Below are 11,770 nucleotides of genomic sequence, written 5' to 3' on the forward strand. Positions count from 1 at the left end.
CCGTGATCCAAGTTAGCTCTTCTGTATGGTTACAGGAAGGGCAGGTCAGGGTTTTGGGAGAGAGGTAAGCCATCTTTCTATATCTGCCCGTTCTTTTCTAGTGTTTGAACGCTTTCAAATCGGGACGTGAAAAATACTGTTGGGATGACGAAGAGAAAAACGGTTACGAGAAACCCGAGGAAGTTCCCTTCGCTACCTCCACGCGCTTCATGAAAATGATGGAGGCCGTCAATATGTGTCACAGCTTCCGCGCCTATACCTGCGGACAGTAAAAATAGCGGCGCGCCGATGAGAAAGAACCGACGATATCGCCCTTTGCCATCAAAGTATAACCAGCTTTTGCAGGAGCTACATTCGTGGGCTGCTACTTTGTTCCATCCTTTATGAGGGTTTGTGCGGTTCATGCGATAGATGGGCTGGAGAGCGTTGCAAGTTGGGCAGCGCACTCCTGCAATTTTGGAAAGAATGAGAGGCTTTTGGCCTGCCGCTAGACGACTGATCGGCTGCCCCTCATCTGTTCGCATTGCTGGCCTCTTTACAGATCCATCAACAGGCGGCGGGGATCTTCGAGTGCTTCTTTCACCCGCACAAGGAAGGTCACGGCGCCCTTGCCGTCCACGATGCGGTGATCGTAGGACAGCGCGAGGTACATCATCGGGCGAATGTTAACTTCGCCGTTGATCGCCATGGGGCGGTCTTGGATTTTGTGCATCCCCAGAATGCCCGACTGTGGGGGGTTCAGGATGGGCGAAGACATGAGCGAGCCATAAACGCCGCCGTTAGAGATGGTGAAAGTGCCGCCCTGCATTTCTGCCATGCTCAGCTTGCCGTCACGGGCGCGCGCACCTTTTTCGGCGATGGCTTTTTCGATGCCGGCAAAGCTCATGGAGTCCGCGTCGCGGATGACGGGCACCACAAGGCCCGTGGGCGTGCCTGCGGCAATGCCCATATGCACGAAGTTCTTGTAGACCACATCGGTGCCGTCGATCTCGGCGTTGACTTCGGGCACTTCGTTCAGTGCGTGGACGCAGGCCTTGGTGAAGAAGGACATAAAGCCCAGTTTCACGCCGTGCTTTTTCAAAAACAGGTCTTTGTATTCACTACGCAGGGCCATCACCTCGGTCATGTCGACCTCGTTGTAGGTGGTCAGCATTGCGGCTGTGTTCTGGCTTTCCTTAAGGCGGCGGGCGATGGTTTGGCGCAGGCGGGTCATCTTGACCCGTTCTTCGCGGCTTGCATCGTCGGCAGAGGAGGGAGCACGCGGCGCGGCTGCTGTCGGGGCAGGTGCGGCAGAGGAAGTGCTTGCCAGTGCTTTGGCCACATCATCCTTCATCACGCGGCCATCGCGGCCCGTTCCCGTAACCTGATCACGGGTAAGGCCTGCCTCGGCCATCGCTTTTTTGGCCGATGGGGCGTCTTCGACGTCCTTGCCGCCTGCGGGTGCGGCCGCTGCGGGGGCAGGGGCTGCGGCAGGGGCGCTGGCTGCGGCGCCAGAACCGGAAGAGATAACGGCCAGTTTCGCGCTGGCATCGACGGTGTCACCTTCGGCGGCAACGATCTCGGCCAGCGTGCCTGCGGCGGGGCTTGGCACCTCGACCGAGACTTTGTCGGTCTCAAGCTCGCACAGCATCTCGTCCTGCGCGACGGTATCGCCGACCTTCTTGAACCATGTGCTGACGGTGGCCTCTGTCACGCTTTCGCCCAAGGTGGGGACCATGACGTCAACGGCGGCACCTGCATCATCCGCCTTGGCGGGCTTGGCTTCGGCTGCGGCGGCGGGTGCTTCGGCAGCACCACCTTCGGACACCATGGCAAGTAGGGCATCTACGCCAACAGTCTCGCCTTCGGCGGCGACGATCTCGCTGAGCGTGCCTGCAACGGGGCTGGGCACTTCGACGGTGACCTTGTCGGTCTCCAGCTCGCACAGCATTTCATCGACGGCGACAGTATCGCCGGGTTTCTTGAACCATGTCGCCACAGTGGCTTCGGTAACAGATTCACCCAATGTGGGCACGCGGACTTCATTGCTCATGGGTCAGGATCCTTTGATTGTCAGCGCGTCGTTCACGAGCGCCGTTTGTTGTGCTTTGTGTTGTGACGCGAGGCCCGTGGCGGGTGACGCGGCGGTCGCGCGGCCCGCATATTCGGGGCGGCCGTGTTTGGCGTCGATACGGCCCAGAACCCATTCGAGGTTTGGCTCGATAAAGCTCCACGCGCCCTGGTTCTTGGGCTCTTCCTGGCACCAGACCATTTCGGCGTTTTTAAACCGCTCCAGCTCCTTCACTGCGGATTGCGCGGGGAAGGGGTAGAACTGCTCGAACCGCATCAGGTAGACATCGTCGATGCCGCGTGCGTCGCGTTCTTCCAGCAGGTCATAGTAGACCTTGCCCGAACACATCACAACGCGCTTGATCTTGTCATCCGCGACCAGCGTGGTGTCGGAGTTGCCTTGCTGCGCGTCATCCCACAGCACGCGGTGGAAGCTGGAGCCTGTGGTGAATTCCTCGGCCTTGCTGACGGCAAGCTTGTGACGCAGCAGGGATTTCGGGGTCATCAACATCAGCGGCTTGCGGTAGCTGCGGTGCAGCTGGCGGCGCAGGATGTGAAAGTAGTTGGCGGGCGTGGTGCAGTTGGCCACGATCCAGTTGTCGCCGCCGCACATGGTCAGGAACCTTTCCAGACGTGCAGAGGAGTGTTCGGGGCCTTGGCCCTCATAGCCGTGCGGCATCAGACACACGAGGCCCGACATGCGCAGCCATTTGCTTTCGCCAGAGCTGATGAACTGGTCGAACATGATCTGCGCACCGTTGGCGAAATCGCCGAATTGCGCTTCCCACAGGGTCAGTGCGTTCGGCTCTGCCAGTGAGTAGCCATATTCAAAACCCAGCACGGCGTATTCGGACAACATCGAGTCGATGACCTCATACTCGGCCTGACCTTCGCGGATGTGGTTGAGCGGGTAATACCGGTCCTCGGTCTCCTGATTGATCAGGGCCGAGTGGCGTTGGGAGAAGGTGCCGCGTGCAGAGTCTTGCCCCGCAAGGCGGACCTTGTACCCTTCGGTGAGCAGTGAGCCAAAGGCCAGCGCCTCGGCCGTGGCCCAGTCAAATCCTTCGCCGCTGCTGAGCATCTTGGCCTTGGCATCCATCAGACGGCCAACGGTTTTATGCAGCGGGTAGCCTTCAGGCACGGTGCTGATTGCGGCACCGACATCGGCCAGCGTCTCGGGCTTGATCGCGGTTGCGCCGCGCTGATACTTCTCGCCGCGTTTATCAAGGTGGGACCACTTGCCATCCAGCCAGTCGGCCTTGTTGGGGCGGAATTCTTTGCCGGCTTCGAATTCGGTGTTCATGCGGGCCTGAAATTCGGCCTTCATGTCCTCGACTTCGCCTTCGGGGATCAGCCCGTCCTTGACCAGACGGTCGGTATAAAGCGTGAGGGTCGTTTTCTGCTTTTTGATCTTTTTATACATAACGGGGTTTGTGAACATCGGTTCGTCCCCCTCGTTATGGCCAAAGCGGCGGTAACAGATCAGGTCGATCACCACGTCCTTGTGGAACTTCTGGCGGAATTCTGTGGCAACGCGCGCGGCGTGGACCACGGCCTCGGGATCGTCGCCGTTGACGTGGAAAATCGGCGCCTCGACCACCAGCGCGTTGTCGGTGGGATAGGGGGACGAGCGTGAGAAGTGCGGCGCGGTGGTAAAGCCGATCTGGTTATTGACCACGATGTGCATCGTGCCGCCGGTCTTGTGACCGCGCAGACCTGACAGCGCAAAACATTCGGCCACAACGCCCTGACCCGCAAAGGCGGCATCGCCGTGCAGCAGGATGGGCATGACCGCGGTGCGGTCTGTGTCGCCCAACTGGTCCTGCTTGGCGCGGACCTTGCCGATGACAACGGGGTTCACCGCTTCAAGGTGCGAGGGGTTGGCCGTCAGCGACAGGTGTACGGTGTTGCCGTCAAATTCGCGGTCGCTGGACGCCCCGAGGTGGTATTTCACATCGCCCGAGCCATCGACGTCTTCAGGCTTGAAGCTACCGCCCTGAAATTCGTTGAAAATGGCGCGGTAGGGTTTTTGCATGACATTGGCCAGCACCGAGAGACGCCCACGGTGGGGCATCCCGATCACGATTTCGCGCACACCAAGGCTGCCGCCGCGTTTGATAATTTGCTCCATCGCGGGGATCAGGCTTTCGCCGCCATCAAGGCCGAAACGCTTGGTGCCCATGTATTTGACGTGCAGGAACTTCTCAAAGCCCTCCGCTTCGACCAGCTTGTTCAGAATCGCCTTCTGGCCTTGCTTGGTGAACTGGATTTCCTTGCCGTACCCCTCGATCCGCTCCTTGAGCCATGCGGCCTCTTCAGGGTTGGAGATGTGCATATATTGCAGCGCGAAGGTGCCGCAATAGGTGGCTTTGAGGATGTCGGTGATCTGGCGCATGGTTGCGATTTGCAGGCCCAGCACGTTGTCGATGAAAATCGGACGGTCCATATCCGCGCCCTGAAACCCGTAAGAGGCGGGGTCCAGCTCGGGGTGGTTGTCCATCTCGCGCATGCCCAGCGGGTCCAGATCGGCAGCAAGGTGACCACGGATGCGGTAAGCACGGATGATCATCAGCGCACGGATACTATCCAGCACGGCACGCTGCACCTGATCGTCCGACAACTCGACGTTTTGCGCCTTTGCCTTTTCGGCGATCTTGCCGCCGGCGGCCTTCGCCTCGGCGGGCCATTCGCCCGTGAGCGCGTTTGTCAGATCATCGCCCGGCATGGGCGGCCAGTCGCTGCGCGCCCATGAGGGGCCAGCGGCTTCGGCCTGCGCAGCGCCATTATCGTCGCCAAGCGCTTTGAAGAACTCCTGCCAGCTTTCGTCAACCGCGTTGGGGTCATTGGCGTAGCGCGCATACATCTGCTCCAGATACTCGGCATTGTGGCCTTGCATAAAGGAGGAGGCGTGGAATTGGTCGTTGGCGGGATGGTCGGTCATGTGAGTGTCCTCAGCAAATGAAGCGCGCGCGCTGTTCGCCACGCAGTTGGCTGAGCCAAGTGGGCTCTAACTTTTCGATTCGAATTTCGGAATACTGGCAATGCATGTTCGCAAATGTTTGGATATCTGCATCGCTCAGAACGCGTGGATCGTAAGATACGATATTGGGGTCGCCAGGAAAGTCGACAAGAAGCACGCGCAGACCGCTTGGCGTATACTGAGCTGATTGAACGCTGCGCTCTGGAAATCTTATCCAATGCGCAAACGTATAATATGCGATGAGAACCAAAGCGGGCATCAATAACACTAGTCGGGTCATGGGAAAGTACCAGAGCTGGGCTCAATTTTTCGCGCCACACGGACGATAGGCCGTGCATTCCCCGAGCGCGCCCACGGGCGGAGAATTCTCCCCCACCCTCGGTCGGGGAGTGCACATTGCGCATATCTCCAGACTTCAACCAAGATTAGCCCTTTGCAATCGCTTCTTGCACGGCTTCACCCAGTGTCGCAGGGCTGTCAGCCACAACAATACCAGCTTCGCGCATGGCTTCGATCTTGCTCTCTGCGTCGCCTTTGCCGCCCGCGACAATCGCGCCTGCGTGGCCCATGCGGCGGCCGGGAGGGGCGGTGCGGCCTGCGATGAAGCCTGCGGTGGGCTTCCAGCGACCTTTTTTCTTTTCATCCGCGAGGAACTGGGCGGCTTCTTCTTCGGCGGTGCCGCCGATTTCACCGATCATGATGATCGAGGTTGTCTCGTCATCAGCAAGGAACATCTCCAGCACGTCGATATGCTCGGTCCCTTTGATGGGGTCGCCGCCGATGCCTACGGCAGAGGATTGGCCAAGGCCCAGATCGGTGGTCTGTTTGACCGCCTCATAGGTCAGCGTGCCAGAGCGGGACACAACACCGCAAGAGCCGCGTTTGTGGATGTGGCCGGGCATGATGCCGATCTTGCACGCGTCTGGCGTGATCACGCCAGGGCAGTTGGGGCCGATCAGGCGGGATTTGGAGCCGTTCAGGGCGCGCTCAACGCGCATCATGTCCAGTACGGGAATGCCTTCGGTAATGCAGATGATCAGTTCCATCTCTGCGTCGATCGCCTCAAGAATGGAGTCGGCGGCGAAGGGGGGCGGGACGTAGATGACAGAAGCGTTCGCCTCGGTCACGTGGCGCGCCTCGTGGACCGAGTTGAAGACGGGCAGGTCAAGGTGCGTCTGGCCGCCCTTGCCGGGGGTCACGCCGCCGACCATCTTGGTGCCGTAAGCAATTGCTTGCTCGGTGTGGAATGTGCCTTGCGAGCCGGTAAGCCCCTGACAGATGACTTTGGTGTTTTCGTCGACTAGTACGGCCATGATGGTCCTCTTTTCTTTTGTATTTGCGTCACATGACGCCACACTTGCGTGCGATGGGTTCAAACTTTGGGGCGGGTGATCCTGCCGTTTTCGTAAAGATTCGGGCCGACATTCTCGATGCCGACGCTACAGCGCAGACCGCCGATGCTGTTTTTCACAAGGGTGATGCCACCCCGTGTGCCGTCCGCAAGCGGATAGAAAGTAAAGGTGGCATCGCCCGCACGGATGACTTTTGCGTCACGGAATTTGCTGGATCCGCGCAGGGTGTTTGCGATGCTTGCGTTGGACTTGCCTGACAAACAATAGCGGTCAAACAAGGCGTTTGCCTTTTTGGCAGCCACCGCAGGCGACAATCTGTTGGGGCTCAGGTATGTGCGTTTGGGTGCCGCTTCGGCTCCGGGGTGGACGGTTTGGGAGCCTGTCCGCACGCCGGTTTTGTCGGTCCCTTCCGCGCTGCACGCGGCAAGGGCCGCAATGCACAGCACCAGCGCCGCACGCCGTGCAGAAATGAAGGCGGTCATGTGGGTCATTTCGATACCTCATTGAGCGGGGTAAGCCGCTCTACGTTGATGAAAGTCTCGGGCGCGTCCGCAGGCCCGCGCACGCCGACCTGAATCACTGCGATCCGGTTGGGGTTGAGCTGTGCCGCGGCGATGAAAGACATCCCATCTTGGGGGGCGAACCCCTCGGGCACGTCTGCTTCTTTGTGCAGCAGACCTTCCTGCTCAATCCCCGTCCTGAGCCAGTTTAGAGCTTTGACAGGGGCATGACCGTCAAACGCCACTTCGCAGCGGCGATCCGTGCCAGCCGTCATGGGACGCCCGACAACAGGCGATGGAGCCGCATCCGAAAACGGACGCAGGTCGTAGAAATCGACCCGTGCGCCCGAAGGACCAATCCGCGCTTGCGCAGTCTCAGCCGTCAGGTGCGGGCTAAAACAATGATCCGCAAAGGCACGGCCCACAGCATCTGCATCCTGCGCCACAGCACTGCCCGCCGCCAAAGAGGCGGTCAGGCAGAGGGTTGTGGCGCAAGCTGCAATCACCACGATCAGCCTTTGACGGCTTTCACGATTTTCTGTGCGCCGTCTTTCAGATCGTCCGCAGCAATCACGTCCACGTCCGAGTTGTTGATGATGGCTTTGCCCTCTTCAACATTGGTCCCTTCAAGACGCACAACCAGTGGCACCTGCAAACCTACTTCTTTCACCGCGGCAACAACGCCCTCGGCGATGACATCGCAGCGCATGATGCCGCCAAAGATGTTCACCAAAATGCCTTTGACCTGCGGGTCAGAGGTGATGATCTTGAACGCTTCGGTGACTTTCTCTTTTGTCGCGCCGCCACCCACATCAAGGAAGTTCGCAGGCTCGGCGCCGTAAAGCTTGATGATGTCCATCGTCGCCATCGCAAGGCCCGCACCGTTGACCATGCAGCCGATCTCGCCGTCGAGCGCGATGTAGTTGAGGTCGTATTTGGAGGCTTCGAGTTCTTTGGGGTCTTCTTCAGTTTCGTCGCGCAGCTCGGCCACTTCGGCCTGACGGTACATGGCGTTGCCGTCAAAGGAGACTTTGGCGTCGAGAACTTTCAGATCGCCCGAGTCGGTAACGATCAGCGGATTGATTTCCAGCATCTCCATGTCACGTTCGATGAAGGCTTTGTACAGCAGACCCATCAGGCTCACGCACTGCTTAACTGCTTTGCCTTCCAGACCCAGCGCGAATGCAACGCGGCGGCCGTGGAACGCTTGGAAACCAGTTGCGGGATCAACGGAGAAGTTGATGATCTTCTCTGGCGTGTTCTCGGCCACCTCTTCGATGTCCATGCCACCCTCGGTGGAGCAGACAAAACCAACGCGCGATGTTTCGCGGTCAACCAGCAGGGCGAGGTACAATTCTGTTTCGATGCCAGAGCCGTCTTCGATGTAGACGCGGTTCACTTGCTTGCCGGCGGGGCCGGTCTGGTGCGTCACCAATGTGCGACCCAGCATTTTCTTGGCTTCTTCTGCGGCTTCGGCCACAGATTTTGTCAAACGCACACCGCCGGCTTCGCCAGCGTCTGCTTCTTTGAATTTACCTTTGCCGCGACCACCTGCGTGGATCTGCGCCTTGACCACCCACATTGGGCCGTCCATTTCAGCGGCTGCTGATTTTGCGTCTTCGGCTTTGAGCACGACGCGCCCGTCGGATACTGGCGCGCCATAGCTGCGCAAAAGGGCTTTGGCCTGATATTCGTGGATGTTCATAAACACGGTCCCGTTTTGGTTTGATCCCGACGCGGTATACGCGAGATAAGTAATGTTTCATGAACAGCATTCGCAGAGGAAAAAAATAAATCTACCCTAAAGTGACATTTGTGATCACACGGCAAAACAGTGTGATCACAAAATCCGGGGGAGAAGCGAATTCTTGCTGAAAATATGGGGAATCGGTCTGAATGTCAGCGTGATTTCGCGAAAATATAGCGTAAATGCGCTGTATATTAGGGTGATGTGGCCCTGCCGATGGTCAATTGCACGCACCGTGGCAAAGGATTCGATCCGCAGTTTTGGCGGCGTTTTACCTTGGGGGGGGCTGCGGCGCAGGGATCCCAAGCGCCGCAGGCTTTCTTAGGTTGGGATCAGCGCCCAATAATCGAGATCAAGCAGGACCTCGGGGCGGTATTTGCCATCCTCGCCGCGCAGTTCAAACGGCGCGCCGCCTTTGGTCGCGACCAGTCGCAAGCGGATCGCGCCGACGCCCGGTGCGGAGGTCTCGGCCTTGTCCAGCACTTCGGACCATGCGCGCACCGTGTCGCCTGCAAGGCAGGGGTTGGCATGGGCGCCGCCGTTCAGGCCCACAATCATTTGCGCATTGGCCAGCCCGTTGAACGACAGCGCACGCGCCATCGATATCACATGACCGCCATAGATCAGCCGCGACCCGTCGGGGCGGGCGGAGGTGTCAAAATGCACTTTGGCCGTGTTCTGCCAAAGACGGGTGGCCATCATATGTTCGGCTTCTTCGATGGTCACGCCGTCGACGTGGTCGATCTTTTCGCCGATGGCATAGTCGGCAAGGCGGTGCGGTTCTCCTGCCAGATCGAAGTTGTAGTTGGTGAAATCAAGGCCCTCGGGGATCACCAGATCGGCCGCCTCGATCGCGGCGGGCAGGTCGGGGACCACAGTTTCCGGCGCGGGGGCCGAGGCGTCGCGTTTGCGCACCATGACCCAGCGGACGTATTCCATCACCGTCTCGCCGTGTTGGTTCAGGCCCGTTGTGCGCACATAGACCACGCCGGTTTTCCCGTTCGAGTTCTGCTTCAGCCCGATCACCTCGGACTGGCTGCGCAGCGTATCACCGGGCCAGACGGGCAGCAGCCAGCGTCCTTGGGCATAGCCCAGATTTGCCACCGCATTGAGCGAGACATCGGGCACGGATTTGCCGAACACCACATGGAACGCGATCATATCGTCCAGCGGGCTGAACGGCAGGCCGCAGTCCTGTGCGAACTGATCGGACGAATACAGCGCATGACGCGCAGGATAGAGCGCGTGGTACAGCGCGCGCTCGCCCATTTTGACGGTGCGCGGCACGGCGTGGGTCAGGATTTGCCCGACGCTGTAGTCTTCAAAGAAGTTGCCTGCGTTGGTCTTGGGGGCTGTTGTGGTTGTGTCGGACATCTTAGTGCGCTCCCAGTTTTGTGTCGGGGGTATAGGTGCCTTCGACCTCTTTCACGACAGACTGGCCACAGCGCATCACGCCTGCCGCGTGGTCCCATGTCTGGGTGGGCGAGCCATAAAGCTCCCAACCCTTGTTCAGGGCATCGGTGACTTTGTGGCAGAAGGCAGAGGTGTCTTCCTCTGACAGGAAACGGTAGAGCTTCATTTTGATATCCGGATTTTAGGTGAAGGGATTGACGCCAAGGGCTGCGTGAATGCCGGTGATGATGACAAGCATCACAACCGTGATGACCGCAAGGCGGATGTAGGTCGGACGCTCGGCGGGGGCGGGGGGCGTCCACGCGGGCTCTGCCCGGTTGATCAGGATCACAGAGCCAACGGCCCACGCCAACATGCCGCCAAACAGGATGATCGAGGCAAGATCGCCGTTGACCAGCAAATGCGCCAGCGCCCAGATTTTCACGGCCAACAGCTGCGGGTGGCGGGTTTTATAAGCGGGCCATGCCTTGGCGCCTTTGGCCGCGGACGAGCCATAGACCCACAGGGCAAACAGCATCGCCAGATTGTTGATGCCCGTAAAGAAGCCGGGCGGCGTCCAGACGGGAACAAACGCGGCCATGCGGTAGCCGACGATCATCAGCGCCAGCGAGGCCAGTATCGCAACCGCTATTATCCCCTTGCCCGGTTTGCCCAAAGCAACCCGTTGGTCAGGCATCAGGCGTTTGAAATAATGGGCAGCGGCCCACAGTCCAAGGCCGAGGATAAGAAGGGTCATATGCGTTACTCCGCGTTCATGGCATTGATCGCGTCCAGTTTAGCCAAGGTTTCTCGGGCGGTTGCAACATGCAAATTCTCGACGATCTTACCATCGACAACGGCAACGCCTTGGCCTGTGGCCTCGCATTCCTCAAAGGCCGCGATCTGGCGTTGAGCCAGTTCAACCTCGGCCTCCGAAGGAGAAAACGCGGCATTGGCCACGTCCAGCTGCGCGGGGTGGATCAGCGTTTTGCCGTCAAAACCCATATCGCGGCCCTGATCACATTCGACCTTCAGGCCTTCGTCGTCTTTGAACGCGTTATAGACGCCGTCGATCAACGCCACGCCATGGGCCTTGCCTGCCAGCACACACAGACCAAGGCCCGCCATCATCGGCAGTCGGTCAGCGCGGAAACGGGTTTGCAGATCTTTGGCCAGATCGTTGGTGCCCATGACCATGCCTTGCAGTTTTGGGTGGGCGGCGATGTCTGCCGCACCCAACATGCCCAGCGGAGTCTCCATCATGGCCCAAAGCGGCGTATCGCCCGTGATCGCGGCCAGCGCGTCCAGATCGGCGGGGGTGTTCACTTTGGGAAGTAAAATAGCATCCGCGCCCATGGCGGCGGCGGCTTGTGCGTCATCGGCCCCCCATTCGGTATCCAGCCCGTTGATGCGGATGATCTTCATCCGTGCGCCGTATCCGCCCGTCTCCAGCGCCTCTGCCAATGTGGCACGGGCGGCGACTTTTTCCTCGGGGATTACAGCGTCTTCCAGATCAAAGATGATCGCATCGGCGGGCAGGCCGCGGGCCTTGTCCAATGCGCGGGGTTTGGAGCCGGGTATATAGAGGACGGACCGCAACGGACGGGCGATGGATGGCATGGGACAAGCTCCTGTTGATTTGGTGCGCAATAATGTTGCGCGCAAAAGGGGCATTTTTTGACCAAAGTATCAAGCGTAATTGTGCCGCAGCGCAGCACAAACCGCGCAACACCGTGGGGCGGACGTAGCG

The 11,770-nt window shown here is 59.3% G+C and carries 11 protein-coding genes; all 11 read right to left on the reverse strand.

All coding sequences use genetic code 11. From position 1 onward, the window contains the following. Positions 1 to 77 precede the first annotated feature (77 nt). On the reverse strand, positions 78 to 524 hold the full coding sequence (locus ABMC88_RS04645; RefSeq protein WP_349575678.1) for a hypothetical protein: 447 nt from the start codon (positions 522 to 524) through the stop codon (positions 78 to 80). Positions 525 to 535: 11 nt separating this feature from the next. Next, a complete protein-coding gene (odhB, locus tag ABMC88_RS04650) occupies positions 536 to 2,032 on the reverse strand; it encodes a 2-oxoglutarate dehydrogenase complex dihydrolipoyllysine-residue succinyltransferase (protein ID WP_349575679.1) in 1,497 nt (498 codons plus the stop codon). Positions 2,033 to 2,035: 3 nt separating this feature from the next. Then, entirely contained in the window at positions 2,036 to 4,990 is a 2,955-nt protein-coding gene (locus ABMC88_RS04655) for a 2-oxoglutarate dehydrogenase E1 component (protein WP_349575680.1), read from the reverse strand. 464 nt (positions 4,991 to 5,454) lie between these two features. Then, positions 5,455 to 6,342, reverse strand: a complete 888-nt coding sequence (gene sucD / locus ABMC88_RS04660; protein WP_349575681.1) for a succinate--CoA ligase subunit alpha — start codon at positions 6,340 to 6,342, stop codon at positions 5,455 to 5,457. Positions 6,343 to 6,401: 59 nt separating this feature from the next. Continuing rightward, complete coding sequence (locus ABMC88_RS04665) at positions 6,402 to 6,872, reverse strand: hypothetical protein (RefSeq protein ID WP_349575682.1); 471 nt, start codon at positions 6,870 to 6,872, stop codon at positions 6,402 to 6,404. Then, on the reverse strand, positions 6,869 to 7,387 hold the full coding sequence (locus ABMC88_RS04670; protein WP_349575683.1) for a succinyl-CoA synthetase subunit beta: 519 nt from the start codon (positions 7,385 to 7,387) through the stop codon (positions 6,869 to 6,871). The genes ABMC88_RS04665 and ABMC88_RS04670 overlap by 4 nt, the downstream gene beginning before the upstream one ends. Before the next feature lie 5 nt (positions 7,388 to 7,392). Then, positions 7,393 to 8,586: an ADP-forming succinate--CoA ligase subunit beta gene (gene sucC / locus ABMC88_RS04675; protein ID WP_349575684.1), complete on the reverse strand. Its 1,194-nt coding sequence runs from the start codon at positions 8,584 to 8,586 to the stop codon at positions 7,393 to 7,395. A gap of 363 nt (positions 8,587 to 8,949) precedes the next feature. Next, positions 8,950 to 10,002 (reverse strand): MaoC family dehydratase, encoded by a 1,053-nt coding sequence (locus ABMC88_RS04680; protein ID WP_349575685.1) that lies wholly within the window; start codon positions 10,000 to 10,002, stop codon positions 8,950 to 8,952. A gap of 1 nt (position 10,003) precedes the next feature. After that, positions 10,004 to 10,207 (reverse strand): DUF1737 domain-containing protein, encoded by a 204-nt coding sequence (locus ABMC88_RS04685; protein WP_267167720.1) that lies wholly within the window; start codon positions 10,205 to 10,207, stop codon positions 10,004 to 10,006. Between the two features lie 15 nt (positions 10,208 to 10,222). After that, the gene (locus tag ABMC88_RS04690) at positions 10,223 to 10,777 is read right to left on the reverse strand and encodes an NnrU family protein (protein WP_349575686.1); all 555 of its coding nucleotides are present in this window, start codon (positions 10,775 to 10,777) and stop codon (positions 10,223 to 10,225) included. 5 nt (positions 10,778 to 10,782) lie between these two features. Further along, positions 10,783 to 11,640 carry an HpcH/HpaI aldolase/citrate lyase family protein gene (locus ABMC88_RS04695; protein WP_349575687.1) on the reverse strand — a complete coding sequence of 286 codons (858 nt, stop codon included), beginning with the start codon at positions 11,638 to 11,640 and terminating at the stop codon, positions 10,783 to 10,785. Positions 11,641 to 11,770: the final 130 nt, after the last annotated feature.

The organism is Sulfitobacter aquimarinus (assembly GCF_040149565.1).
GTDB classification, from domain to species: domain Bacteria; phylum Pseudomonadota; class Alphaproteobacteria; order Rhodobacterales; family Rhodobacteraceae; genus Sulfitobacter; species Sulfitobacter aquimarinus.

What these genes read in the sequence shown, in the direction of transcription:
- ABMC88_RS04645 (WP_349575678.1), bottom strand. Translation starts at nt 524, where the DNA reads ATGCGAACAGATGAGGGGCAGCCGATCAGTCGTCTAGCGGCAGGCCAA.
- odhB (WP_349575679.1), bottom strand. Translation starts at nt 2,032, where the DNA reads ATGAGCAATGAAGTCCGCGTGCCCACATTGGGTGAATCTGTTACCGAA.
- ABMC88_RS04655 (WP_349575680.1), bottom strand. Translation starts at nt 4,990, where the DNA reads ATGACCGACCATCCCGCCAACGACCAATTCCACGCCTCCTCCTTTATG.
- sucD (WP_349575681.1), bottom strand. Translation starts at nt 6,342, where the DNA reads ATGGCCGTACTAGTCGACGAAAACACCAAAGTCATCTGTCAGGGGCTT.
- ABMC88_RS04665 (WP_349575682.1), bottom strand. Translation starts at nt 6,872, where the DNA reads ATGACCCACATGACCGCCTTCATTTCTGCACGGCGTGCGGCGCTGGTG.
- sucC (WP_349575684.1), bottom strand. Translation starts at nt 8,586, where the DNA reads ATGAACATCCACGAATATCAGGCCAAAGCCCTTTTGCGCAGCTATGGC.
- ABMC88_RS04680 (WP_349575685.1), bottom strand. Translation starts at nt 10,002, where the DNA reads ATGTCCGACACAACCACAACAGCCCCCAAGACCAACGCAGGCAACTTC.
- ABMC88_RS04685 (WP_267167720.1), bottom strand. Translation starts at nt 10,207, where the DNA reads ATGAAGCTCTACCGTTTCCTGTCAGAGGAAGACACCTCTGCCTTCTGC.
- ABMC88_RS04690 (WP_349575686.1), bottom strand. Translation starts at nt 10,777, where the DNA reads ATGACCCTTCTTATCCTCGGCCTTGGACTGTGGGCCGCTGCCCATTAT.
- ABMC88_RS04695 (WP_349575687.1), bottom strand. Translation starts at nt 11,640, where the DNA reads ATGCCATCCATCGCCCGTCCGTTGCGGTCCGTCCTCTATATACCCGGC.